Annotated in this window: 26 protein-coding genes; 7 read left to right on the plus strand and 19 right to left on the minus strand. The window is 30.9% G+C overall.

Going from position 1 to position 26,866, the window contains the following annotated elements:
* Positions 1-7: 7 nt before the first annotated feature.
* The 4 genes from C7448_RS07105 (at position 8) to C7448_RS07120 (ending at position 3,969) form a co-directional block, all read left to right on the plus strand.
* Complete coding sequence (locus C7448_RS07105) at positions 8-1,999, plus strand: DUF3352 domain-containing protein (protein WP_115900682.1); 1,992 nt, start codon at positions 8-10, stop codon at positions 1,997-1,999.
* 57 nt (positions 2,000-2,056) lie between these two features.
* Positions 2,057-2,779, plus strand: coding sequence for a YebC/PmpR family DNA-binding transcriptional regulator (locus C7448_RS07110; RefSeq protein ID WP_115900683.1), 723 nt, complete (start codon positions 2,057-2,059; stop codon positions 2,777-2,779).
* An 11-nt stretch (positions 2,780-2,790) separates the two neighbouring features.
* Positions 2,791-3,279, plus strand: coding sequence for a hypothetical protein (locus C7448_RS07115; protein ID WP_170137012.1), 489 nt, complete (start codon positions 2,791-2,793; stop codon positions 3,277-3,279).
* Between the two features lie 87 nt (positions 3,280-3,366).
* Positions 3,367-3,969: a zinc-ribbon domain-containing protein gene (locus C7448_RS07120; RefSeq protein ID WP_115900685.1), complete on the plus strand. Its 603-nt coding sequence runs from the start codon at positions 3,367-3,369 to the stop codon at positions 3,967-3,969.
* 4 nt (positions 3,970-3,973) lie between these two features.
* Here the strand turns inward: C7448_RS07120 and C7448_RS07125 are convergent, their stop codons facing one another.
* From C7448_RS07125 to C7448_RS07180, 12 genes are all read right to left on the minus strand, one after another.
* Positions 3,974-5,026, minus strand: a complete 1,053-nt coding sequence (locus C7448_RS07125; RefSeq protein ID WP_115900686.1) for an AMP-binding protein — start codon at positions 5,024-5,026, stop codon at positions 3,974-3,976.
* A 16-nt stretch (positions 5,027-5,042) separates the two neighbouring features.
* Positions 5,043-5,963 carry a CPBP family intramembrane glutamic endopeptidase gene (locus C7448_RS07130; protein ID WP_115900687.1) on the minus strand — a complete coding sequence of 307 codons (921 nt, stop codon included), beginning with the start codon at positions 5,961-5,963 and terminating at the stop codon, positions 5,043-5,045.
* A 2-nt stretch (positions 5,964-5,965) separates the two neighbouring features.
* Entirely contained in the window at positions 5,966-7,003 is a 1,038-nt protein-coding gene (locus C7448_RS07135; protein WP_115900688.1) for an o-succinylbenzoate synthase, read from the minus strand.
* 11 nt (positions 7,004-7,014) lie between these two features.
* Positions 7,015-7,533 (minus strand): SRPBCC family protein, encoded by a 519-nt coding sequence (locus C7448_RS07140; RefSeq protein WP_115900689.1) that lies wholly within the window; start codon positions 7,531-7,533, stop codon positions 7,015-7,017.
* A gap of 27 nt (positions 7,534-7,560) precedes the next feature.
* Positions 7,561-8,238: a metal-dependent hydrolase gene (locus C7448_RS07145; RefSeq protein ID WP_115900690.1), complete on the minus strand. Its 678-nt coding sequence runs from the start codon at positions 8,236-8,238 to the stop codon at positions 7,561-7,563.
* A gap of 25 nt (positions 8,239-8,263) precedes the next feature.
* Positions 8,264-9,217, minus strand: coding sequence for a 1,4-dihydroxy-2-naphthoate octaprenyltransferase (menA, locus tag C7448_RS07150; protein WP_245939446.1), 954 nt, complete (start codon positions 9,215-9,217; stop codon positions 8,264-8,266).
* Positions 9,218-9,266: 49 nt separating this feature from the next.
* Positions 9,267-9,671, minus strand: coding sequence for a hypothetical protein (locus C7448_RS07155; RefSeq protein ID WP_115900691.1), 405 nt, complete (start codon positions 9,669-9,671; stop codon positions 9,267-9,269).
* Positions 9,672-9,821: 150 nt separating this feature from the next.
* The gene (locus C7448_RS07160; RefSeq protein WP_115900692.1) at positions 9,822-10,268 is read right to left on the minus strand and encodes a hypothetical protein; all 447 of its coding nucleotides are present in this window, start codon (positions 10,266-10,268) and stop codon (positions 9,822-9,824) included.
* 107 nt (positions 10,269-10,375) lie between these two features.
* The gene (locus C7448_RS07165; RefSeq protein ID WP_115900693.1) at positions 10,376-11,155 is read right to left on the minus strand and encodes a (Fe-S)-binding protein; all 780 of its coding nucleotides are present in this window, start codon (positions 11,153-11,155) and stop codon (positions 10,376-10,378) included.
* 71 nt (positions 11,156-11,226) lie between these two features.
* Complete coding sequence (locus C7448_RS07170) at positions 11,227-12,546, minus strand: 4Fe-4S dicluster domain-containing protein (protein WP_115900694.1); 1,320 nt, start codon at positions 12,544-12,546, stop codon at positions 11,227-11,229.
* Between the two features lie 85 nt (positions 12,547-12,631).
* Positions 12,632-13,594: an MlaD family protein gene (locus tag C7448_RS07175; protein ID WP_115900695.1), complete on the minus strand. Its 963-nt coding sequence runs from the start codon at positions 13,592-13,594 to the stop codon at positions 12,632-12,634.
* 65 nt (positions 13,595-13,659) lie between these two features.
* Positions 13,660-14,832, minus strand: coding sequence for an N-acetylmuramoyl-L-alanine amidase family protein (locus C7448_RS07180; protein WP_115900696.1), 1,173 nt, complete (start codon positions 14,830-14,832; stop codon positions 13,660-13,662).
* Between the two features lie 94 nt (positions 14,833-14,926).
* Between C7448_RS07180 and C7448_RS07185 the strand changes: the two genes are divergently transcribed.
* From C7448_RS07185 to C7448_RS07195, 3 genes are all read left to right on the plus strand, one after another.
* Positions 14,927-17,629 carry a putative LPS assembly protein LptD gene (locus tag C7448_RS07185; protein WP_211321895.1) on the plus strand — a complete coding sequence of 901 codons (2,703 nt, stop codon included), beginning with the start codon at positions 14,927-14,929 and terminating at the stop codon, positions 17,627-17,629.
* 46 nt (positions 17,630-17,675) lie between these two features.
* On the plus strand, positions 17,676-18,056 hold the full coding sequence (locus C7448_RS07190; protein ID WP_115900697.1) for a Rid family detoxifying hydrolase: 381 nt from the start codon (positions 17,676-17,678) through the stop codon (positions 18,054-18,056).
* A gap of 87 nt (positions 18,057-18,143) precedes the next feature.
* The gene (locus C7448_RS07195; RefSeq protein WP_115900975.1) at positions 18,144-18,767 is read left to right on the plus strand and encodes a cysteine hydrolase family protein; all 624 of its coding nucleotides are present in this window, start codon (positions 18,144-18,146) and stop codon (positions 18,765-18,767) included.
* Between the two features lie 88 nt (positions 18,768-18,855).
* Here C7448_RS07195 and C7448_RS07200 read toward each other — a convergent pair whose 3' ends face one another.
* The 7 genes from C7448_RS07200 to nagB all read right to left on the minus strand — a co-directional run bounded on the left by C7448_RS07200 (position 18,856) and on the right by nagB (position 26,776).
* Positions 18,856-19,218: a methylglyoxal synthase gene (locus tag C7448_RS07200; RefSeq protein ID WP_115900698.1), complete on the minus strand. Its 363-nt coding sequence runs from the start codon at positions 19,216-19,218 to the stop codon at positions 18,856-18,858.
* A gap of 67 nt (positions 19,219-19,285) precedes the next feature.
* Entirely contained in the window at positions 19,286-20,278 is a 993-nt protein-coding gene (gene gap, locus C7448_RS07205) for a type I glyceraldehyde-3-phosphate dehydrogenase (RefSeq protein WP_115900699.1), read from the minus strand.
* Positions 20,279-20,302: 24 nt separating this feature from the next.
* The gene (gene pfkA / locus C7448_RS07210) at positions 20,303-21,286 is read right to left on the minus strand and encodes a 6-phosphofructokinase (RefSeq protein WP_115900700.1); all 984 of its coding nucleotides are present in this window, start codon (positions 21,284-21,286) and stop codon (positions 20,303-20,305) included.
* A 49-nt stretch (positions 21,287-21,335) separates the two neighbouring features.
* Positions 21,336-22,217, minus strand: a complete 882-nt coding sequence (locus C7448_RS07215; RefSeq protein ID WP_115900701.1) for a BadF/BadG/BcrA/BcrD ATPase family protein — start codon at positions 22,215-22,217, stop codon at positions 21,336-21,338.
* Positions 22,218-22,775, minus strand: a complete 558-nt coding sequence (locus C7448_RS07220; RefSeq protein WP_115900702.1) for a LacI family DNA-binding transcriptional regulator — start codon at positions 22,773-22,775, stop codon at positions 22,218-22,220.
* On the minus strand, positions 22,765-24,900 hold the full coding sequence (locus tag C7448_RS07225; RefSeq protein ID WP_245939447.1) for a family 20 glycosylhydrolase: 2,136 nt from the start codon (positions 24,898-24,900) through the stop codon (positions 22,765-22,767). The genes C7448_RS07220 and C7448_RS07225 overlap by 11 nt, the downstream gene beginning before the upstream one ends.
* Complete coding sequence (nagB, locus tag C7448_RS07230; protein ID WP_115900703.1) at positions 24,842-26,776, minus strand: glucosamine-6-phosphate deaminase; 1,935 nt, start codon at positions 26,774-26,776, stop codon at positions 24,842-24,844. The genes C7448_RS07225 and nagB overlap by 59 nt, the downstream gene beginning before the upstream one ends.
* Positions 26,777-26,866 lie beyond the last annotated feature (90 nt).

Consider the following 26,866-nt stretch of genomic DNA (forward strand, 5'->3'; position numbering starts at 1 on the left):
AAGTAGCATGAAAAAAAGAGTGTTTTGGGGCATTATTGCCCTTGTTATTGGCTTTGTTATCTATCAAGTTTATATTTTCACCTTATCTGAGAATGATAATATCAAGTCTATTTACTTAGTTCCTGATGATGCTGTTTTTATAGTTGATACTGAGAGACCTATTGACACTTGGGATGAAATAAGCTCAAGTGAAATTTGGACGCATCTTCAAACAAATCAACAAATCAATAAACTATCTGAAGGTATAAATAGTTTAGATGAAACTTTTAAAGCAAAAAAGGAAATTTTCGATTTTATTGGAGAACGTAATCTGGTTATTTCTGTACATGTATTCAGCCCTAAAAAATATGGTTTGTTATACATTGCTGATTTACAAAAGTTTTCCAAACTTATTTTTCTAAAAAGAGCTATAAGCAATTTAGCAGGTGAAGATTATAAAGTAACTAAACGTGTATATAAAGAGCATGAAGTTATAGAACTGTATAATAAGAAAACAAGAGAAACGCTACATCTTTCCTTTATTAAAAATCAGGTTATAGCTTCCTATACTCATCTTCTAGTTGAAAAGTCAATAGACCAATACTTAAATCCTGTTATTGGACGTGATCTTAACTTTTTAGAAATAAAAAAGAAAACAGATACTGATGGTTTTTTCAATATTTATTTACAACATAAATACCTAAAAGACTATTTAAATTGTTTTACCAGTTCTAGCAATTTAGATTTCTTAAATAAAGAAACATTTTTTTACTCGGGGTTAGACATTTCAATTATAGAAGGCGTTATAGTTCAAGCTACAGGCTTTACAAATGTTGACAGTAACTCACAAACCTACCTAAAAGTATTACAAAAGTCTGGAGTTGGTAAACGTAGCGTTGCTAAAATAGCTCCAAAAAACACTTCTTTATATCTTAGTTTTGCTTTTGATGACTTCAAAACTTTTAATCGTAATTTAGAGAAACTTCAACAAGAAAATCCTGCTGATTTTAAAATGTATTCTGATCAACTAACAATGATTGAGGATAAACTAGATATTAAAGTGTCTAAACATATTTATAGTTGGATTGGAAGTGAAATAGCTTTGATTCATTTTAATACTGAGCTCTCAAAAAACAAAAAAGATATCGCTGCTATTATTAAAGCTGATGATATTGATGATGCTAAAGAAAACCTTCAGTTCATTCTTTCTAAAATTAAAGAAAATACTCCTTTAAAGTACAAACAAATCAATTATAGAGGCTACCCTATTAACTTTTTTGACCTTAAAGGATTCTTTAAAATGTTAGCAGGAAACATGTTTTCTAAAATGGACAAACCTTACTTTACAATTATTGATGATTTTGTAGTTTTTAGTACCAGTCCAAACACTATTAAAGAAATTATTAATAATCATTTAATAGGGTATACACTTGAAAGTTCAGAAAAATTCGATGATTTTAATTATCATTTTGAAAAGAAATCTAGTGTATTTGCTTACGTAAACACACCTAACTCCTACAAAGACCTTTTAAGTTTGGTTGATAACAAAACTCGACGTGAACTCCAAAAGAATAAACCATATATCACTTGTTTTTCTCAAATTGGCATGCAACTAATTGCTTCTGATGAGTTGTTTGAAAGCAATATTTCTCTTGTTTATGAAGATCCTAAAAACATTGATATAAACACTAAAAAAGACAAAAAATTAAGAGAGAAACTACTATTAGAGTTAGCTCCTTATAAAGATTCTACACGTACTCAAAATTCAACAACATTTTTTAAGCTTCCGCCAATACACCCTTCAGATTTAAGTGCTAAGTCATACAAAGAGTTTTATAAAAACGGACAATTAAAATTTGAAGTTGATTTAGAGGATGGTTTAAAAGATGGCTCTTATAAGTCCTATTATGAAAACGGAAATATAAAAGTTAAAGGACATTATAAAAATGATAAGCAAAAAGGCACTTGGAAAGCTTACAATGAACAAAAAGGTGATGTAATTTTCAAAAAACATTTTTAATTGCAATTTTTTATAGCATTAGTTACATTTGCCAAGCAAAATTAAAACAGCATACACATGGGAAGAGCATTCGAATTTAGGAAAGCAAGAAAGATGAAACGTTGGTCAGCCATGGCTAAAACCTTTACCCGTATTGGTAAAGATATTGTAATGGCAGTTAAAGAAGGAGGTCCCAACCCCGAAACCAATTCTCGCTTACGTGTAATAATTCAAAATGCGAAGGCTGCCAACATGCCAAAAGACAATGTTGAGCGTGCTATTAAAAAAGCATCTGATAAGAATACTGAAAACTATAAAGAAGTATTATTTGAAGGATATGCCCCACATGGAATTGCTGTTTTAGTAGAAACTGCTACTGACAATAATAACCGTACTGTTGCTAATGTACGTGCTGCTTTTAACAAGTGTAACGGAAATTTGGGAACTTCTGGTTCAGTTTCTTTTATGTTTGACCATGTGGTTAACTTTAAAGTTAAAGAAGATTCATTAGGAATGGACTTAGAAGAATTTGAAATGGAAATGATTGACTTTGAAGTAGAAGAAGTATTTGCCGACGAAGAGGATAGTTCGGTAATGCTTTATGCTCCTTTTGAACAATTTGGTGCTATTCAAAAATATTTAGAAGAAAACAATATAGAAATTCTTTCTTCTGAGTTTGAACGCATTCCAACAACTACTACAGCTATTTCTGATGAGCAAAAGGAAGAAGTAAACAAACTTTTAGAAAGACTTGAAGAAGATGATGACGTGAATAATGTTTATCATTCAATGGAAGAATAGATTGATCCATGATGGACACCCCCCTTCTAATAGACATACTCAAAACAGTTGTTACTGCTTCTTTATTTTATATAGGAATCTATTATGCAATGAAAAGATTCTATAATGGAGAGAGTATGAAATTAGGTAAAGAATTTACTTATAAGCATCGAGAAAATATCAATAATTTCATCGACAAGTTGAGACAATTTGAAGAAGAAGCCTATCTTATAAATAAAAATAGTAAACTATTAAGTGGAAAAGAAAAAGACGATGAAATAGCCTTACTATTAAATAAGCTTATGACCGAACATTATAAATTGCATGTGAATGGAGACCTTGATCAAGCTGAGATTGATGAATTTGAAAAAATTATAATAACTCAAAGAGATAATATTAAAGAAATTGCAAACGGTTCCAAAAATATAAACGACAGTGATATGTGCAAGTTAGATATAATTAAAATATCAAATAATACACAAAGTAAAGTAGGGGACATAATCTTAGAAAATTTTAAATAAATAATATCTTTTATACCCAATAAAAATCCAACGATAAAAATCGTTGGATTTTTTTATATATTTATCACAACCAAACTTCTCACTATTATGATTTTCTACGGAACTAAAGGAGCACATTTACACAGCGAAAAAATTAGTGGTGTAAAATGTAATCACTGCGAACAGCAAAACACTCACACCATTAGTATTTTTGGTAAATACTTTTACATTTATTGGATTCCTATTTTTCCTATAGGTAAAAAAGGTGTCTCTGAATGTAATCATTGTAAAGCTACTTACGAACGTAAAAACATGAGCGAACAATTAAAGTTAGCTCACGACAATGTAAAACGAAATGCAAAAACTCCATTTACACATTGGATAGGTTCTTTATTAATGGGAGCAATAATTCTCTTCGGAATCTATTCTGTACAACAACACGGTAAAGATGTTGTTACCTATATCAATGCTCCTCAAATAAATGACATAATTGAATATAAATCATCAGACAACGCTTATTCTACCGTAAAAGTAACAAACGTCACTACCGATTCTATTTTCTTTGTGGCTAATTCTATGGAAATAAGTAGAAAAAGTAAACTTTATAAAATAGACAAAGAAAAAAACTATACTGCTGAACGATTCAGTATGAGTTTAACTGATTATAAAAAAGCTTTTGATGACAAGAAGTTTTTAGATGTTGATAGATAAAAAACTATAAATTCACTAAATCCAATGTCTTTTTACGTTGGATTTTTTTTGTTTCGGTTTCTATGAACTCATCCACAAAATAAACTTCTTTTGGAACTTCATACTTAGAGAGTTCTTTAAGCTTTCTTACTTCTTTTAAAGTGACATTCTTTTCCTCTCCTTCAATTACTAAAATTAGCTTCTCCCCTAACCTTTTATCTGGAATACCGATTACAAAGAAACGGTTAATGATTATTTTAGAGAGTTTTTCTTCTATTTTTTCTGGATGAAGCTTAACTCCCCCAGAATTAATTACATTATCATAACGTCCTAACCATTCAAATTCAGTTTCTGATATTAAACGAACAACATCGTTTGTAATTATTTTTTCTGAAGAAACTTTTAAGGCATCAATAACCAAACAATTACGATTATCTTGGGACAGTTTTACGTTTGGTAATGTTTTATAGTGAGATTTCTCTCTATCGTTCGAAATGACATTATTTAGCTTTTTAACAGCAATATGTGTTATTGTTTCTGTCATTCCGTAAGTCGTGAGAACTTCAGTGGATAAATTTTGAATTGCTTCAATTAAATCGTTTTCCACAACACCGCCACCTACTATGAGTTTCTTTATTTTAGGTATTTCTCCCAAAGAACTTCGTAATTGTAAAGGTACCATCGCAGAAAAATCATATTCTTTCTTGATTTCAACTTTAGAAGTTGGAGCGACTACATCAATATTCCACCCTAAGGTAAGTGCCCGTACTAACATCATTTTTCCTGCAATATAATCAGTTGACAAGCACAATAAAGCTGTAGTATTTTCTTCTAAGTCAAAAAAAGTTCCTGTAGCTTTAGCTGAGTTTATCATAAACTCTTTTTTTAACGAAATTGGTTTTGGCTTCCCTGTAGAGCCTGATGTTTGCACTACGACAAAATCATCAGCACTAAACCAATCCGATAAAAATTGATATATGGAATCGTTTATAGTCTTCGAAAAAGTTAATAATTCATCTTTCGAAGAAAAAGATACTCCGTTCAACTGAAAACTATTATGAAAGGCTAGGTTCTTCACTTTGTTCAGAATAGTTTTATGATTCTTTAGTTATTTCTGGTTTTTCTATGTTACCAAATAGTTTTTCTTTCCAGTTTCTCCAACCATATTTTTTTTGTAATATTATAATATATAGTGGGTAAATTAAAAATACTGGAATTATCATTTGAAACACTAAATTAGGTTCTGAATAATCAATAAACAAAGCATCTGTTTGAAAAACTGCCCAGTTTGAAGCTACCAAAACTGCGGCTGCAAAATTATTAGCCGCATGTATCCCTAAAGCTAATTCTGTCCCTTCATCTAACAATGTAATGATTCCGAATAAGAAACCTGTTCCGATATAAAAGCCCATAATTCCGTAGCCTAATTTGGATACTTCTGGGTTTAAAATATGCATTAAACCAAACAAAACAGAAGTTATAATTAAAGGCAACCATCTTGTCTTACTTAAAACCCCAAACCCTTGCATTAAATAACCTCTAAACAGTAATTCTTCTAAAGATGTTTGAATTGGAATTAAAATAATACAAATCACCAGTAAAATAAAAAATGGAACAGGTTTAAAATTCCACACAAAATCTTCTGGTGCTAATAAGTAACCTATAAAAAGAAAAAAAACAGTAACCAAAAACCAGGTGATAAACCCATAAAAAAAACGGTTCAAATCTACTTTTTTTCTACTCGTTATTAATGAAGTAATTGATCGTTGGTGTAAGAACTTTACAAATATTAACAATAATACCATTAATACTGCGAATGGTATTAGGTTTTCAAGTAAAAAAATATTTTTATCTCCTTGAAAGTTAACAGTTTGTTCCATTAACTCACTATATACTTCTGGCAGTAAAAAATAAATGGAAAAGTTTAGTATAAATGGTGACATTACTACCAAAATTGTTAGCAACCATCTCCACCAGCTATTTTCTCCTTTATATGCTTGTTGTATAAAATTCATTGTTAAATATTAAAGTGCCAGTTTTTCTTCGTGTTATACCCTAAACTTCCGTTTGCAACTTCTAACGGACTTTCAAAGTTATTGGTAAACAAACTTCCTGTTCCTAAACCTTGAGGTAATGGATTTTTCAATGTGTACGTCCATTGTGCTATTGCATTTAACCCAATATTACTTTCTAAAGCACTGGTTATCCAATTACCTGCTTTGTGATTAGACGCTATCTTAATCCATTCGCTACTTCCTTGAAAACCTCCTACCAAACTTGGTTTTAAAATGATGTATTGTGGTTGGATAGTAGCAATGCATTTTTCTTTTTCTTCGGAAGAAAAAACACCTATCAATTCTTCATCTAAAGCTATTGGTAATGGCGTTTTTTTACATAAACTAGCCATTTCTTGCCACTGCCCTTGTTTTATAGGTTGTTCTATAGAGTGTAATTCTAACTCAGATAACCTTTGTAGTTTTTCTAAAGCGTTTTCAGGTAAAAATGCTCCGTTAGCGTCTACTCGTAATTCTATTTCTTTGGCTGAAAATTCTTTTCGGATAGATTGCAACAATTGTATTTCCGTATCAAAATCAATCGCTCCAATCTTCATTTTAATTGTTGTGAAACCTTGCTGCAACTTATTTTTTATTTGCTCTTGCATAAAGGCTTTATCTCCCATCCAAATTAATCCATTGATTGAAATCTGCTGTTTTCCTTCAGTTAATTCTGATGGAAATAACTCAAATGGTGTTTTGCTTTCTAAGGACAAGAATGCTTGTTCCAACCCGAATTGTATCGACGGAAACTCAATGAGTTCAGTTAACAATTTTTCTAAGTCTACATTAATATTGTTACATGCCCATTGTAGTTTTTCTTCATAGTCAGGTCTATCATCAACACTTAATCCGCGAAATAAACCACACTCTCCAAAACCTTTTTTCCCTTCTTTTTCTAAAATTAAAAACCAGGTTTCTTTAGTTCTTAAAACTCCACGAGAAGTTCCGCTAGCTTGTTTAAAATTCAGTAAGTATTTGTGGTAGTTAGCTTTTATCAATTGTAAATGTATTAGTTGTGAGCTTCGGAAGCTTTTTTAAAGTTTTCTAAATATTGTTGACTCATTTTTTTTAGTGCTCCTTTAAAGTATGGAAATAAACAACTCATTATATACGACTCACTAGTACAAGTAGATGTTTGTAATATTTTAGTAGCGTTTCCTTTTGAAATAAATACATAATCATCTGTTTTTAACATGTTTTCAGCATCAAAATGAAATGTAATTTGTTCGTTTTCTTTATACTCCAATATTTTTTCAGTCATGGTGACTAATTTGCCTTGGTTTTCAACTACTATTTTATAGGTACTTCCTATTTTATTAGGTTTTTCTTCTAAGGTTTCTATCGATTTTACTTCCGGCATCCATTGTTGCATCAATTCAACGTTTTGAAAATCAGCAAAAACTTTGTCTATTGGTTTATTGACTTCTACCTTTGTGGTATATACAACTTCTTGCACCACTAACCCTGTTAAAAAAAACGCAAGAATTAAAACAGTTATGACTCCTAAAATTATCTTGATTGTTTTCATGTATATATTACTGAATAAAAAGTTTACTTAAATAGTTATTGTTTGTCCAATTTCTAAAATCATCAATTCTTTTTTTGCTTGATTAAATTTTTCTTTAGCCTCTTCTGTATTTATTTCTATTGGTGGAAAGGTATTAAAGTGACATCCTATTACTTTATCACAAATTACTAAATCGCTAGCTATGATAGCATCATCAACTCCCATTGTAAAATTATCTCCTATTGGAAATATAGAGGCTGTTAAATTGGTTGACATCGGTATTAATTGCATATCCATTGTTACCGCTGTATCTCCTGATATGTATAATGATTTTTCTCCTGCGGTAATTACGAACCCACCAGGTTGCCCTCCATAGCTTCCATCTGCAAACGAAGAGGTATGAATTGCGTTTACATATTTGGCTGAAAAGGTATCATTAGTATAAGTACCTCCATGATTTACTGAGTGTCCTTTAAGTTTTTTTACTTCATAATAAGTTACAATCTCATAATTTGAAACAATTATAGCTCCAGTTCTTTCTGCAATACGCTCTACATCTAATACATGATCTTGATGTGCATGCGTAAGTAAAATATAATCTGCTTTTACTTGATCTACGTCTATATTTGAAGCTAAAGGGTTTCCTGTAATAAAAGGGTCAATTAGTACGTGTGTTCCGTTAATTTCAATTCCAAAACATGCATGACCATAAAAAGTGATTTTCATAAACTGATTTTTTTTGTTAGTAAAATTACAAAATTTGACCTAGTCCAAATAAAATTGAAAATAAAAAGGTGCTCAGCGCTACTTTTTTAAGTTCAGCATCTAACAATGCTTCTTCTTTATTTTTATACACAAAAAATAGGTGTTTTACTAGAGGAATATAGGCTATGACAAACAAGAATTGATATGGTGATTGAAACTTGATTACCGTATACAATAGTGCAAATATAAAAGACACTACAATTAGAAAGTAATGATACAGTTTTGCAGACTCTGCTCCCATTTTTACAACTAGTGTGTTTTTTCCTGATTTAGCATCGTTTTCTCTATCTCGCATATTGTTTAAATTTAATACTGCAGTACTTAATAGTCCAACAGTGATTGCTGGCAAGAAAACAATAAAGTTTAGTTGTTTAGTGTATAAAAAGTAGGTTCCTGCTACTGCTAATAATCCGAAGAAAACAAAAACAAAAACATCTCCAAACCCGCTATAACCATAGGCTGATTTCCCTACGGTATATTTTATAGCAGCAACAATAGAGGCTATTCCTAATCCGAAGAAAATTACCGAGTATAAAAAATCATCTTTTCCAAAAGAAACATAAATCAATAGCAGTGCAATAACCAATGTAATGATTCCTGTTACTAACATCGCATTTTTCATTTGCCTTGGGGTAATAACTCCAGACGACACCATGCGTGCTTCTCCATCTCTATTATCGTCAGTTCCCTTTATACCATCTCCATAATCATTCGCAAAATTAGATAATACCTGAAAACCGATTGTTGTGAGTATTGCTAACCAAAAAATCGGAGATTCTAATAAGCTTATCGTACTGTCTGCATACAATACGCTATTAAATCCTAAAAATGCTCCAACAATAATGCCTGAGACGGACAACGGTAAGGTGCGTAAACGTGCTGCTTTTATATAGTTTTTCATTGAAATAATATGATTTCCAAAGATAAGTTTTTTAGACATAAAAAAAGGAAAGCTCAGCTTTCCTTTTTTCTTAAAGTATATGAGTAGTTTACTTATTTACTACAGCATCAAAACCTACTTTTGTTCCAGGTTTATCTATAAAATATTCTTTTTTATCCACCAAAACGTTATCTCTGAGTATTTCCATTGTTATTGTATAAACACTAAAATTATCTGTAGCTTTATCTTCGTATTCAAAAGCTAAGTTAGCTGCAAAGTTGATTTCATCTGTATAAGATTTCTTGTAAGGAAAAACATTAGTTGTTGTAGTGTTATCATACTTAAAGAAACCTGATTCTAGAAAAACAGTTTTAATTCTTCCATTATTATCATTACTCGTACTTGTAATATTAAATGTTATTGTTGAAACCGCTCCATTTCCGTCAAGAGAGAAATCAGTATCATCACATGACGTTAATAAAACTAAGCATAAAAAGGTAAAAAGGTATCTCATTCTTTTATTTTTTTGAATTATTTTTCACAAACTTACTACAAAGAAAAAAGTGTACTACTCTCGTAATACACTTTTAAGAAAACTTTATATTTATAGGTAACAAATCTATTCTTTTTAAGAAAAATTTAGAGATAGAATTAAAGGAAAGTATTAGTCTTCAAAGTATTCTTTAAAATCAAATGAAATACTTGCGGTATCATCTGGTTTAGCTATTGCTTTAGTAGTCTCTACTTTTAACTCCCCCTCTACAAACATTTTTAAGGTAACATCATATGCTACAAAAGATTCATATTCTGCTATTGATTCTAAAACTGTTCTATCCTGATAAGAAAAAGTAGCCTTTGTATAATAGCTCACCTCCTGATTTATAGTTTTATCATAAGGTAAATTAGCATTTCCTTCACTTTTACTATAAAAACTTATTTCTCCAATAGAACCATCATTTATTTCTTTTATTAAAATGGAGTTGTGTTGTTCTTCAGTTGCTACTACAAACCTTACATCGAGATTTAATGGTTCTTTTTCCCAAGGTTCTGTATTTTTTGTACAAGAGTTTAATACTAAAGTTGCCACAACTAAATAAAGTAGTTTTTTCATCATAATTATTTTTTGAGTTAGACTTTATCTTTTTTCAATTTTTATGCCAAAAAAAAGCGTATTACAAAATGTAACACGCTTTCTTACCACTAAATATTTTATTTAACTTATAGGTTATTAGCTTCCGCAATTAACTCTGCAATATCTTTTACTTGTATTTGCGATTCTTTTTCTTTGAATTTTACACCATCAGTCATCATTGTATTACAGTAAGGGCATCCAGTAGCTATAATTTGTGGATTCGTTTCTAGTGCATCTTCTGTACGTAACACATTGATATCTTTATCTCCTTTTTCTGGTTCTTTAAACATTTGTGCTCCTCCAGCACCACAACATAATGCCGTTGATTTATGACGTTTCATCTCAGTCATCTTAACCCCTAAACGACGAATTAATTCACGTGGACTTTCATATACATCATTTGCGCGACCTAAATAACATGGATCGTGATATGTTAAACGTTTTCCATTTAAGTTTTCATCTTCGATGATTAAACGCCCTTCTTTGATTAACTTGCTTATATATTGTGTATGGTGATACACTTTATACTTCCCTCCTAATTCTGAATATTCATTTTTAAGTGTATTGAATGAATGCGGATCACACGTAACAATCGTTTTTACTTCGTAAGCATTTAAAACTTCAATGTTAGTAACAGCTTGCATTTGAAATAAAAATTCATTTCCTGCTCGCTTAGCTGCATCTCCTGTTGAGCTTTCTTCTATACCTAATACTGCAAAATCAACTCCTGCTTGTTGTAATATTTTTACGAAGGCTCTTGTTATTTTTTTTGCTCTATCATCGTAACTCCCTGCAGCTCCTACCCAAAACAACACTTCTGGTTGTTTTCCTTGAGCCATCATTTCTGCCATTGTTGGTACTACCATAAATTGTGATTTTTTGAATTATAACTTACGATTTATTACTTATTCGTAGTTCATAATTAGTCATTAAAAAATTATTCTTCGTCTTTCCAGTTTAATCTATCCATTTGACTATACTGCCAAGGTGCTCCGTTATTTTCAATATTGGTCATCATCATATTTAACTCTTGCGGAGCTGCTGATTCTTCCATTACTAAATAACGACGCATATCCATAATAATGGATAATGGATCGATACCAATAGGACATTCTTGTACACAAGCATTACAACTTGTACATGCCCATAATTCTTCTGGAGTAATATAATCGTTTAACAACTGCTTACCATCATCTTTAAACTCTCCTCCATTGGCATCAATATTTTTTCCTACTTCTTCTAAACGATCACGTGTTTTCATCATGATAGCACGTGGAGACAATTCTTTTCCTGTTAAGTTTGCAGGACAAGATGATGTACAACGCCCACACTCAGTACACGTATAAGCATTCATCAACTGTACCCAATTTAAATCGGTTACATCCGATGCTCCAAATTTCTCTGGTTCTCCTTCGTCCTCTCCTTCTTCAGGCATTGCATACGGATCAGCATCTGGGTCCATCATCATTTTTACTTCTTTTGTTACTGCTTCAAGGTTGTTAAACTGTCCTTTTGGTTTTAAGCTTGCAAAAAACGTATTTGGAAAAGCTAACAAGATATGCAAGTGCTTAGAATAGTATAAATAATTTAAGAAAATCAAAATTCCTACAATATGTAACCACCAAGCTGTTTTTTCGATAGTATGTAATGCTTCTGGCGAATATCCGTCGAACCAAGGCGCTATAAACTGTGATACTACATTTCCTACTCCTGCTTCTTGAAAAGGAACATCTGTTGCATTCATTACTAAGAATAAGGTCATTAATACCATTTCAAAATATAAAATGATATTACCATCATTTTTAGGCCAGCCTTCCATTTCTTTGTTCCAAAAACGTTTTACTTTTTCAATATTTCTACGGAACCAAAAAATTGTTACTGCCACAAACACTAGCAACGCTAACACTTCGAAATTACCAATTAAGAATCCGTATAAAGTATCTCCTATAATTGGTTGAAAAACACGGTGGGTACCTAATAATCCATCAATAACAATTTCTAACATTTCGATATTGATTAAGATGAACCCAACATACACAACAATATGTAAAATACCTGAAACTGGACGGCGTACCATTTTATATTGCCCTAAAGCTATTTTTGCCATATTTTTCCATCGCTCAGGTTTTCTATCTGTTCTATCTACGTCTTTTCCTAATTTGATGTTTCGTATTAGCTTACGAACATTCATTACAAAATACCCTATACCTGCAATTAAAATAATTGCAAAAAAGAGGTTTGGCAAGTAATTCTCCATTGTCTTTAATTATTTTTTACTCTATTTATACCTATTACTTCTTCAGTTTTTAAGAGATTATAGAATATTTTAGTCGTTGTTTTGTTTAGTTACTGCTGTTACTTTGATTATTTTCCTCGTTGTATGGTTTTGGTTTTTTACCGAATAACGAAAAATGTACAAATCGTTTTGGGTTCAATTTCATTTCTCTTAACAATTCTTCTAATTCTTTTGATGCATTTGTTAAATTAGTGTACATCTTTTCATCAGTCATTAACTTTCCTAAAGTTCCTTTTCCTGATTTCATGTTCGCTAGTAAACCATTAACATTTACCAAAGTTGCTTCAAGTTTTTTAACCGACTCTCCTAAATTAGTTGTTGCTAAATCTTCAGATACTTTTGAAAAATTGTCTGTAATTTTTTTTGTGTTTGCAAAGGTCGTATTTAAGTTTTCTTTATTATCTACCAACAATGTATTTACTGAGGCTAATGTCTTACGCACATCATATATAGTACCCTCTAACCCTAAAATACTTCTATTTAAACTTTTACGAGATTTTTCATCTAATACTTGATTAAAACCTATTAATAAAGAGTCTGCTCCAACCAGAACATTCTCTAGTTTTGCCTGAATAGGATTCAATTTTTCACCTACTGATGAAAATATATCTGATTCAACTTCTCCTTTTAAAAAGTCTCCTGATTTGGCTATTTCTCCGTCATATTTAGGAACAATTGCTAAACTTTGCCCCCCCATTAAACTTGCTGAATAAATTTTAGCAATACTGTTTTTGGAAAAATTAAAGTCAGTATCTAATGAAATCTTCACAATTAAGTTCCCCTTTTTATCTGGGTTTCCATTAAAGCGAATTTCATCTACCTTACCAACCTTTAATCCATTAATAGTTACCGAACTTGCCTCGTTAAGACCATTAATATTATTGTACTCTACAAAAAAGTGTCTTGCATTAGCACTGAACAAATCTTGTCCTTTTAAGAAGTTATACCCCCAAATAAACAGTGCAATAATAACTACAGCAACAATTCCTGTTTTTAGTTCTTTAGACATAAAATATATTTATACGAGCGAAAATAATAATAATTTTGCGAGTATAAATATAGAATACCTCTAAATTAACGGTTTTTCAATGCTTCTTTAATTGAAATTCTTTTTCCATTTTTAAAAGCTACCACCCAAGCATCTTTATATCCTTTGCTTCTTACTTTTGGTAAAACCTTTTTTATTCCTACCAAACTTGATGAGTTTCCATAGTAATATTTATAGTAATTATCTATAAATAAAGACTCAACATTTTCTAATCCTTTAAAACTGTTTGTTGATAATTTTTTTCTTGATGCAGCTATTTGTACTCTAAACACAACACCTGTTGATACTAATGTTGGTGATGTTTTTTCTTTTTTGACAATTTGCTTAAGTTTCTCTTTTTTTATAACTGGGGTAGGAACTTCCTCTTCCACTAATGGTGCATTAACTGTTAAGGTTTCGCTAATTGTATTTAACTTTAATCGTTCAAAGTACTTTCTTATTGCTTGAGCTATTGACTTTGCCATTCTAATCTGCCCTTTTCTAGAGTTTAGAAATTTACCTTCATTTTTATTAGTCAAAAAACCTAACTCGATTAAAACACTCGGCATAACTGTTTCTCTTAGTACTAAAAAATTTGCTTGTTTTACCTTTCTATTATTTCTTTTTATTGCCACAAAATTATTTTGAACTATACCTGCAACTCCTAAACTATTTTCTAAGTTTTCTTCTTGAAGTACAGACAAACCAATTACTGATTCTGGTGAGTTCGGATCATAATCATAATTCTGTTTATAATTATCCTCTAATAAAATTACCGAGTTCTCTTTTTTAGCTATTTCTAGGTTTTCTTTATTTCCACTTAAACCTAAAACAAAAGTACTTGCCCCATGCGGATCTGATCTCCTAAAAGCATCACAGTGAATAGATACAAATAAATCTGCTTTTTTATCATTTGCTATTTTAGCTCGGTTGTGCAACTCCACAAAAACATCTTTTTTGCGAGTATAAACTACTTGTATATCTTTTGAAGTTAACAACTCCTTACCTACATCTAATGCTACTTTTAAGGCTATGTTTTTTTCTCTAAAGCCATTCCCTAAGTTCCCAGGGTCTTTTCCTCCATGACCAGCATCTAGAACAACAGTATATTTTTTTTGAGCTGAAACCGATAATATTCCCCCATACAAAACAGTAAAAAAGGATAGAATGATTAAGCTTACTTTTGAGATATTATATTTACGGAAATTTAAGAATTGCATCAATAAAATTTAACTATTTTTGGTTTTTAAAATATAGGCATTCAAATAACACGCCAAAGTTTTTAAATATAACACAAAAATAGTATTAATAATATTGCGAGCAAATCCAACTTACATACTTTTAGCTTTCTGTCTTTTTTGTTTTCAATTAAGTACTGCACAAGAATTTGGCAAGAAAGGTATTACTCCTCAAAAAACTAGCAAAGACTCTATATTTACTAGTCCTAAAGACACTTTAATAGGTTTAAAAAGCAATGCTCTTATTAACAAAAAAAGAGATACTGTTGTTAACGATTCTATTAAACCAAAAGAAGTAATTGACGGTATTATTACTCATGATGCTGAAGATTACACCATACAAAACGCCAAAGACAAAACAATTACCCTATATAATAAAGCCCAAGTAACATATACTGACATTGACTTAAAAGCTGGAATTATTATTCTGGATTATAAAAACAATATGGTATATGCTAAAGGTATAAAAGATAGCACAGGGTATCATCAAAGACCTCAATTTAAGCAAGGAGGACAAGAATCTGAACAAGACTCTATTCTTTTTAACTTTAAAACTAAGAAAGCTTTAGTTTATGGTGTTAAAACAAATCAAGCAGGAATTATTACTTATGGAGAAAAAACAAAACGGGTAAATGACTCTACTATTTATATGCGTCGATTGCGTTTTACTACTTCAAAAAAGAAAATTCCAGATTATTATATTCAAACAAATAAAGCAAAACTAGTTCCTGGTAAAAAGATTATTGTTGGTGGTAGTAATTTAGTATTGGCAGACGTTCCTACTCCTGTATATTTACCGTTTGCATATTTTCCTTTAACAGATAAAAGAACTTCAGGGTTTATTATTCCTTCTTGGGGAGAAAGTAATAATCAAGGTTTTTTTATGCAAAATGGAGGATACTATTTTGCTTTAAGTGACTACTTTGATTTAACCGTATTAGGAGATTTATATACCAATGGTAGTTGGGGATTAAATGCTTCCTCTAACTATTATGTTCGTTATAAATTTAGCGGAAACTTTAGTGTTCGTTTTGAAAATATTATTAGAGGTATACGTGGTTTAAGCGATTATCAAAAGTCCACCAATTTCAACCTTAGATGGAGCCATAGTCAAGATTCTAAGGCGAGTCCAAACTCTCGTTTTTCTGCTTCTGTTAACTTAGGTAGTAGCAAGTATTATCGTCAATCTTTAAACGAATTTAATAGTTCTCAGTTCTTAAACAACACGTTGAGTTCATCTATTTCATACTATAAAAATTTTGTAGGTACTCCTTTTAATGTTAGCGTAACTGCTACTCATTCGCAAAATACCAATACAGAATCCATTACTATGACGCTTCCATCATTACAACTTAATATGGATCGTATTTATCCTTTTGCTGGAAAAGGTGGAATTAAAAAGAACCCTATTCAAAAAATGGGTATTAATTATAGTATGCAAGGTCAATATCAAATTAATACCACAGATGACGAGTTTTTTACTGCTAAAATGTTTGAAACGGCAAAAAAAGGTATACAACATAATTTAAGCACCAATACCAGTTTAAAAGCTTTTAAATATTTTACATTATCACCTAGTGTGAATTATAAGGATGTTTGGTACTTTGATCAAATTAAAAAGCGATACGACCCTACTGCTATAAACAGTGATGGTAATTTAGGAGCTGCAGTTAACGATACTATTAGTGGATTTACTAGATATAATGAATATAATTTTGGAGTTTCTTTATCTACAAACATCTACGGTACATTTAACTTTAAAAAAGGTCGTTTAAAAGCAATTCGTCATACAATTAGACCCTCTATTTCTTACGGATATCGTCCTAATTTTGCTAATGATCATGATTTAACAATTCGCCAAAGTTCTGATCCAAATGATCTATTAACCTACTCTCCTTTTGAAGGAGGTATTTATGGAACACCAGGAAGTGGAGTTTCAAATTCTATCGGTATTTCCGTAAACAATGTTTTAGAGGCTAAAGTAGCACCGAAAGACCCTGACAGTGATGAAGAGGATAAAAAAATCACCATTCTTAACAATTTAAACTTTAGTACAAGTTATAACATAGCTGCTGATAGTTTACGCTGGTCTCCTGTGAGAGCAAATGCTGGTACGCGTCTTTTTAAAGACAAGCTAGCTTTAAACATGAATGCTACTTTTGATCCGTATCAAGTAAACAGCAAAGGACAAAGAATAAATAAGTTTAACGGTAGTCTCCTTAGAATGACTAATTTGGGGGTAACAGCTAATTATTCCATTTCTAGTAAAGATTTTGAAAAGAATAAAGATGGTGAAGATGACGCTGACAACAAAAATGGAAATGGCGCACAGGATACACCAGATGTTTTTGGAGAAGGTATAGGCTCTACTAATGGGTTTCCTAACAACACCAATAACAAAAATAAAGAAGGCGAAACAAAAGAAACAGAACTCTACAAAGCCAAAATACCTTGGACTCTTAATTTAGCTTACAGTATGAGTTATACGAATAACGGATTAACAAGCCAAATAGGTAATAATACGTTAATGTTTAGTGGTGATGTAGAACTCTCCCCTAAATGGAAAGTTGGTTTTTCTTCTGGTTATGATGTTAAAGACAATGCTTTTACTTATACTAGATTAAACTTTTCAAGAGATTTAGATAGCTGGCGATTTAATTTTAACTGGACTCCTTTTGGTGTTAACTCTTCTTATAATTTCTTTATTGGGGTGAAGTCTTCAGTATTGAGCGATTTAAAATGGGATAAAAACAAACCACCAGATAGAGTATTATTTTAAAACATTAAATATTTGGCAAAATTTTTAATCCAGAAACTTAACAAAAATGAAAAAAATAATTACAACTGATAAAGCCCCTGCCCCAATTGGCCCATATAATCAAGCGGTACTTAGTGGGAATACTTTATACACTTCTGGACAAATTGCGATTAATCCTGAAACCGGTGATTTAGTTTTAGATTCTATTGAAGTAGAAACACAACAAGTAATGCTAAACATGAAAGAGGTATTAGCCGCTGCTGGCATGACATTTGAAAATGTTATTAAAACTTCTATTTTTATTTCAGACATGCATAACTTTTCAAAAATTAATGCTGTTTATGGTGAATATTTTAACGATGCTACTGCTCCTGCTCGTGAAACTGTGGAAGTTGCTAACTTACCTAAGTTTGTAAATGTTGAAATTAGTATGATTGCTGTTAAATAATAGTTTTTTAAAAAAATGTTTTTTATCTGACGATATCACTTCTTTAAAACAACGGGTACTTTAACCATTATGAGCAATGCAAAACAAATGAAAAGAATTTTAACTCTAGTAGTATTGACAATTTTCACTGTTAATCTTCAAGCCCAGAAAAAGGAAAATACGAAAACAGCCTTAATATTAATTGACATTCAAAATGATTACTTTCCAAATGGAAAAATGGAACTCTCACAACCTGAAAAAGCAAGTTTAAATGCTAAGAAAGTTTTGAATGAATTTAGAAGTAAAAAACTTCCTGTTATCCATATTCAACATAAATCAACTCGCTCTGGTTCTTCTTTTTTTATTCCAAAAACTCAAGGTGTGGAGATTCACAAAAACGTGAAGCCAATAGACGGGGAAAATATAATAACCAAACACTTTCCAAACAGTTTTAGAGAAACAGAATTGCTGAAAATTTTAAATGAAATAAGAGTAGAAAAGTTAGTGATTTGTGGAATGATGACACATATGTGCGTGGATGCAACAACAAGAGCAGCCAAAGACTTTGGTTTTGAATGTATTGTTATTGGAGATGCTTGTGCAACCAAAGATTTAGAAGTAAATGGAGAAAATGTAAAAGCTAGCGAAGTTCAAAAATCTTTTCTAGCCGCCTTAGATTATTATTATTCAGACGTATTGACAACTGAAAATTTTCTTAAAAACCATAAATAAGCGTTATACACAAGACAAGGGGCGAAACGTTTTAATAAGTTACCATAAAAAGAGAAACAATTATGTTTCTCTTTTTATTTATAATCTTTTAAATTGCTTTAATTAATAATTCTGCGGTAGATGGGTTTGTAGCTAACGGTACATCATGCACATCACACAAACGCATTAACATTGAAATATCTGGTTCGTGTGGGTGCTTTGCTAAAGGATCTCTAAAAAACAATACCATTTGACATTTCCCTTCTGCTACTCTACCAGCAATTTGTGCATCACCACCAATAGGTCCTGATAAAAATTTTGTTACTTCAAAACCTGCTTTTTCTGCTTTCTCCCCTGTTGTTCCCGTTGAAATTAACTGAACACTTTTTTTACGTAAAACTTCTTTGTGTTCATTTAAAAACTGAACCATTTCAGCTTTCATTCCATCATGTGCTATAATTGCTATTTCCATAAAATAGTGTTTAAAAAAATATTCCCGCTAAAAGCGGGAATACAATATTACAAAATATTTTATGTTTTTATAAAGATGCTGAATATTCTAATAAATCTACAATTTTTGTAGCATACCCAAACTCGTTATCGTACCAAGAAATTACTTTAAAAAAGTTTTCGTTTAACTCTAAACAAGCATCCGCATCTATTACAGAAGTTCTAGTTTCAGAAACAAAATCTTGTGATACTACTTCATCTTCTGTATATCCTATAATTCCTTTTAATTCACCTTCTGAAGCTTCTTTTAAAGCTGCTAAAACTTCTTTTAATGAAGTTGCTTTATCAGTTCTAAAAGTTAAATCAACTAAAGAAACATCAGCCACAGGAACTCTAACTGCCATTCCTGTTAATTTACCCTCTAACTCTGGAATAACCTTTGTTACTGCTTTTGCTGCTCCTGTTGATGTAGGAATAATATTGTTAATTACTGAACGTCCTCTACGCCATTTACTATTTGGTCCATCTACAGTATTTTGTGTTGATGTTGCTGCATGTACTGTAGTCATTAATCCTTCTTTCAACCCAAAATTATCATGGATAACTTTCGTTAACGGTGCTAAACAGTTTGTTGTACAAGAGGCATTAGAAAAAATTACTTCATCATCTTTCAAATCTTTATGATTTACTCCCATTACATACATATTAGCATCTTTAGAAGGTGCTGAAATAATTACTTTCTTTGCTCCTCCAGTAATATGCATTGCTGCTTTATCTTTATCTGTGAAAAAACCTGTAGATTCAATTACATATTCTGCCCCTACTTCATTCCATTTTAAATTTTCAGGATTTCTTTCCGCAGTAATTCTTATTGTTTGTCCGTTTACAACTAAGTTTCCTTCTTTAACTTCAATATCTCCTTCAAAACGTCCATGAACAGAATCATACTTCAATAAATAGGCTAAATAATCTACCTCTAACAAATCGTTAATAGCCACAACTTGGATGTTGTCTCTTTTTATTGCAGAACGGAACGCTAATCGACCAATTCTTCCAAATCCGTTAATTCCTATTTTTATCATTATTAATAAATTTTATATTCGTGTTTAAGTGGTCATTATATCTGATACCCTTAGTAACTCAGTATCGATTTTATGTTGACCTTTGATTGCTTTTTCTAAATTGGTAGCAACTACTTTATTATCTTTTAAACCTACCATCAAATTGGTTTTTCCGTCAAGTAATAACTCAACAGCGCTTACTCCTAACCTACTTGCTAAAACTCTATCAAAACAAGTTGGTGATCCTCCGCGTTGCATATGACCTAATACAGATACTCTTACTTCGTATTCAGGTAGGTTTTTCTCAACATAATCTGCTAATTCAAATACATTTTTTCCAGTTTTATCTCCTTCGGAAACAACTACAATACTTGATGATTTTCCTGACCTTCTACTTTTCTTTAATGACTCTAACATCCTTTCCAACCCTAAATCTTCTTCAGGAATCAAAATTTCTTCTGCTCCAGCTCCTACACCAGCATTTAATGCTATAAACCCTGCGTCACGCCCCATAACCTCAACAAAGAATAATCTATTATGAGAAGATGCGGTATCTCTTATTTTATCGATTGCTTCTACGGCTGTATTTAAAGCAGTATCATAACCAAGTGTATGACTTGTTCCAGAAATATCATTATCTATCGTACCAGGAATACCTATAATAGGAAAATTGAATTCCTTATTAAAAATTACTCCTCCTGTAAAAGAACCGTCTCCTCCAATTACCACCAAAGCATCTACCTTGTTCTTTTGTAAACTTTCATAGGCTTTTTGTCTTCCTTCTTTAGTTCTAAAGTCTTTTGAGCGAGCTGATTTTAATATCGTTCCTCCTTTGTTAATAATATTATTTACACTTCGTGCGGTTAACGGAATTAGGTCTCCTTCTATCAATCCTTGATACCCCCTATAAATCCCCATACATTCTGTACGATAATAGGCACAAGTCCTAACCACAGACCGTATCGCTGCGTTCATTCCAGGAGAATCTCCCCCAGAAGTCATTACTGCTATTTTTTTAATTTTCTTCATAAATAACGAATATCAAATTTACTCAATTAAAGTTATTCTTCCATAAAAATTAAGAAAATGATTTTTCCAATAGCTTAGGGTTATTTTGTATTTTTTGTATGAACATTGTAAGTGGTCTTCTTATAAATAAAGTTACTGGTTTTAAATTATTTTTTGCCAATTCTTCATTTATTATTTTTTTTGCATGATATGCCACCGAACCTATAAAATACAGAGGTTTTTTTTCTAATTCTTCTTTGTAAGTTATTAATTGTTTATTTATAAATTCTGAAACACAAGATGCTACCAACTCTTGTACATAACTGTTTTCTATATTTGTAAATAAAAATCGAGCGTATTTTGCTAAGTACTTATTAGGTGTTTTTGAATTGTATAATTTAGACAATACTTTATCTGAGTTTAAGTTAAATTCTTTTTCAAAAGAAAACTTTAAATCGTTAGGTAATTCATTAAAATAGTACGCTTTTAATAATTGCTTTCCTAAGTGATTACCACTACCTTCATCCATTAATAAATACCCCATTGATGTTATGCGTTTTTGTATTTTATTTCCATCAAAAAAGCAACAGTTTGAACCTGTACCTAAAATACAAACTACTGATGGCTCTACAGACGCAGACAATACTGCTAACATTATATCTTCTTGTATTTCTATTCTTTTTGCATTGCTATAATAATGTAACAAAACACTTTGTATTTTTTCTTTACTTTTTTCATTGTTACATCCTGCTCCAAAAAAATATATAGAATTAATTTCTTCTTTACAAGCTATCAATTCTTTTGAACTTCTAATAGTTTTATGAATTGCTTTCTTTTTTAAGATCGACGGATTTATTCCTTTTGTTCTAATTCTAGATTGAATGTTGCTTTGGTTGACGTTAAGAACAATCCAATCACATTTTGTAGAACCACTATCTGCAATTAAAATCATTTATGAGGTTTTTGATTTTATTCGGAAAATTAAATCATTAATTACTTTTTTACCCAATGTTAACCCTTCTATTTGGTTTGCTTTTAACAAGCCCGATTCATTTCTATTATCTTTCTTACGAACTATTGTAAAAAGTGTACCTTTTAGTTGTTTTGTATAGTCACTAATTGAAATATTATGAGTGTAAACTATGAGTCCATCTATTAAATCGTCTGAAAGTAATTTTATGTATGTACTTTCTTTTTGCAAACTATTACATGTTTGGTACAACATTACTCTGTGCTCTTTACTACTAGATTCTTCTATGATTGCATTTATAAAATTATATATGAAATCGTCTTTAAAATTTGGCACAATTACACCTATAATATAGTTTTTTCTTTTTTTTAAGTTCTTTGCAAAAAAATTGGGTTTGTAACATAAAGACTTTGCTACATCATTTATACTTTTCTTTGTTACATTACTTATTTCATAACTGTTATTGAGTGCTTTTGAAACTGTAGATATTGAAAAACCAGTTTTTATTGCTATTTCTTTTAATGTAACACTAGTCTTCATTATTAATACTTTTATGAAGAGTTGATAATGAAAAATTATATAATTTTTCTATGCTTTCTACAACCATTAACTCTGTATCTTCTAATGGTGTTTTTAAAAATTCTATTTGTTTTTCCAGCTTTTTTCTATCTTTTTTAGATAACGCTGAGCTTTCTAACATCTCTAAACAAAATAATGCTGTTTGATGTAGCGATTTATAATGCTTCTTATACTTATTTAAAATAGGGTTGTTTGGTAGTTTTAAAAAATCTGTATAACCTTTTTCCCACTTAATAAAATATTTAATTATTTCTGCTTTTTTAACTTCGTTGGGTGTTTTAATAAAATCACTTACTAAAATATTAAAGGTATATGCATCTGCTGCATCTGCTGTACAAGCATCTGCAAAAAGTATAAAAGGTGAGAATGTTTTATATTCTGTACCTTCTTTATTTCTGGTATATACTTTTAAAGGTTCGTATACTCCAGTTAATACCTTTAACGGTTCAATTGTATTTGTCTTTGTTATATTTCTTAAAATAACTTCTACACTACTTTTATTAGTTATCCCTATAAGCTCCAAATTATCATTAACCACTGCTAACCTTTTACGCATATTAGCGATATTACTTACTTTTTTAGAGGACCAAAAACGTTCTGCTATTGCTGCTGTTCTAGGCCAAATACGTGAATCTATAGTTAATGGTGTTACCAATTCACTCCACATTGTTACTTCTCCCCCTAAAACTCTTTGCTCTTCTTTTTTGGTTAACTTTTTATTACCAACAGGGTCAATCATGTAGTGGTAATTAACTGACTGTAATCTATCGATATAATAATCGTTAGATAAAACAACATTGTAACCTTTTTTTACTGCTTTTACTAAAGTTCCTTTTTCAAATCCCTCATTTGCCCCTCTCCACGAATGAATAATAGCAGTTTTAGGCATGTCTTTCGTCATTATTTCATCCCAGCCCATTAACTTTTTGTTGTATTTTGATAATATTTTTTGAAGCTTTATATTAAAATATGTTTGTAACTCATGATTGCTTTTAAGATTATGCTCTTTTTTAAATTTTGAAATTTCTTTATTTTCATTCCAATGTTTACCTTCATTTTCATCTCCTCCAATATGAAAATATTCATCAGGAAACAACGTTGTTACTTCTGAAAATAATTTATCTAAAAACACATATACCTCTGTATTAGTGGGGTCTAATGTTGGGTCAAAAACACCTGAGTAACGCTCTAATTCATATTTCTCATTTTTTTTGCTTCCTAACTCAGGATATGCTGTTAATATTGCTGTTGCGTGTCCAGGTACATCTATTTCTGGTATCACACGAATACCTAAAGAATTAGCATAATGAATTACATCCTTTATTTGACTATGCGTATAATAAAGGTTATCAGAAGCTTCTTTATGTAGTTTTGGAAATACTTTTGATTCTATTCTATAACCTTGGTCATCTGATAAATGCCAATGAAAAACATTCATCTTTAAAGCTGCCATAGCTCTTAAGTTTCGTTTGATAACATATACTGGTTGAAAGTGTCTTGCAACGTCTATCATTAAACCTCTCCACACAAATCTAGGAGAGTCTTTAATAAATACACTAGGGATGAAAAATTTTTCTTCATCAAAAGTTATTAACTGTACTACTGTTTCAAGAGCTCTAATTGCTCCGACATCCGTTTTAGCCTTTATTAAAACTTCTTGTTCTTTTACTTCTAAAACATAAGACTCATCTACATGAATGCCTAGTTTTTCTGTTTTATCAAACTCAACTTTAATTGTTGCGTTTTTAGCATTTAACCTTGGAAAACCTTCTTTTATAAAAACACCTGTTTTATTTGTTATCCGTCTTATAATATTTGTTGCATAATTATATACTCGACCTTCTTTTTTTTGCACACTTATAGTAAAATTAGCATCAACTACAAGCTTGGTATTAGTTTTTGTTAACTCTTGCGGCCATGGCATTAAGTTAAGTTCGTTCCTTAAGTTGTCTTGTGCTTTTAAGCTAATACAGGTTAGCCACAAGACAATAAATATGTTTTTAGAAGATATAATCATGAAATAGTTTTTAGAAATAATGTCTTTTAAATGCTTCGATTGCTGCGTAATTTGCCATTCCCAAATCATGATATTTTTCAGCAGTTAATCTATTTCTGTCTTCTGCTCTTACCCAGAATTCTCTTGTATCATCTCCTCTAAACATTACTTTGTCTTTTTGTGATTGGTGATAAAAAATAGCATGTCGTTTTTTTACAACTTGATCTGGACTAAGTGGTACTGCCATTTCAATCTCAAAAGGCTCCCATTCAAACCATGCTCCTCTATACAACCATACCCAGCAATCTTCCATCATTTTTTTAGGCTTTAATTGTTTTAATGCTTCAAAAAGTGCATCTAAACACACTTTATGGGTTCCATGAGGGTCAGCCAAATCACCCGCTGCATATATTTGGTGGGGCTTTACCTCTTCTATCAAATCACACATAATTTTTACATCAACATCAGATAAGTTATTTTTCTTTACTTTCCCTGTCTCATAAAAAGGAAGGTTTAAAAAGTGTACAAATTCATCTGGTAATCCTAAATAACGAGTAGCAGCATATGATTCTGCTTTTCTTATTGTTCCTTTTAAAAGTTGTACTTCTTTTGAAGCCACAGCTCTTTTATTATTTTCATTAATCTTAGAAATCACTTTATCTAAATGATTCTTATCTGTAATAAGTACCTTAGCTACCTCAGCAAACTTTAAAGCATCTTCATCGGTTACAGCAATACTACCAGAGGTTTGGTAAGCCACATGAACCTCGTGCCCTTGCTCTATTAACCTATCAAAAGTACCTCCCATAGATATTACGTCGTCATCTGGATGAGGACTAAAAATGATGATTCTTTTTTTATGAGGTGTTTCCCTTTCTGGTCTATTTATATCATCTGCATTAGGTTTTCCTCCTGGCCAGCCTGTAATAGTGTGTTGTAATGCATTAAATATTTTTATATTTAAACTATAAGCACTTCCTTCTTCTGCTAATAATCCTGACATTCCGTTTTCATTATAATCCTTATCCGTAAGCTTTAATATTGGTTTTTTTACTTTTTCACTTAACCAGAAAACAGCTTTCTTTTTTAGCTCTTTACTCCAAAAACAAGACATTACCAACCACGGTGTTTTTATTCTTGTAAGTTCTGAAGCCGATTCTACATCTAAAATAAATGTAGTATTCTTATGGTCTTGCAGGTAAGTAGCTGGTATTTGTGGAGATATTTTTCCTTCTATAGTATGCTGTATAACTTTTGCTTTGTTTACCCCCCATGCTAATAAAACAATTCTTTTTGCTTTTTTTATAGTGCTTATTCCCATAGTAATTGCTTTTTTAGGAACATTATCTATTCCTAAAAAACTTGAAGCAGCATCTTGCCTTGTAACATGATCTAAAGTTATGCTTCTTGTGCTTGAGTTATAGTGAGATCCTGGTTCATTAAAACCTATGTGACCTGTTCTCCCAATTCCTAATAACTGAAAATCTAACCCTCCTGCTTCTTTTATTTTTAATTCATAATCTATGCAGTATTGATAAATCTCTTCTGACGATAAAGTTCCATTCGGAATATGGATGTTTTCTGATAAAATATCTACATGATTAAACAAGTGTTCGTGCATAAAGTAATAGTAACTCTGTACATCGTTTGGTTTCATTGGTAAGTATTCATCAAGATTGAACGTGATTACATTACTAAAACTTAAACCTTCCTCTTTATGCAATCTTACCAACTCTTCATAAACTTTAATTGGTGAGGAACCTGTTGCTAATCCTAAAACACATTTTTTATTTTCTTTAGCCTTTTGTTTAATTAAATCAGCTATTTCATGTGCTACTATTTTTGAAGCTTGGATTGAATCATTAAAAATTATATTGTGAATTTTTTCAAATCTAGTTTCTTCGAATTGTCCTGCTGGTTTGTGAACAATCGTTTCTCTGTTATAGGTTTTTATATCTCCAATCATGGTTTTCGTCTTTTAGGTAAATGTATTTATTACTTATCATTTTCATCTTTTTTTTCGACTAAAAGCAGTAAATACTAGACAAAAAACAAG

Source organism: Tenacibaculum gallaicum (assembly GCF_003387615.1).
GTDB lineage: Bacteria > Bacteroidota > Bacteroidia > Flavobacteriales > Flavobacteriaceae > Polaribacter > Polaribacter gallaicus.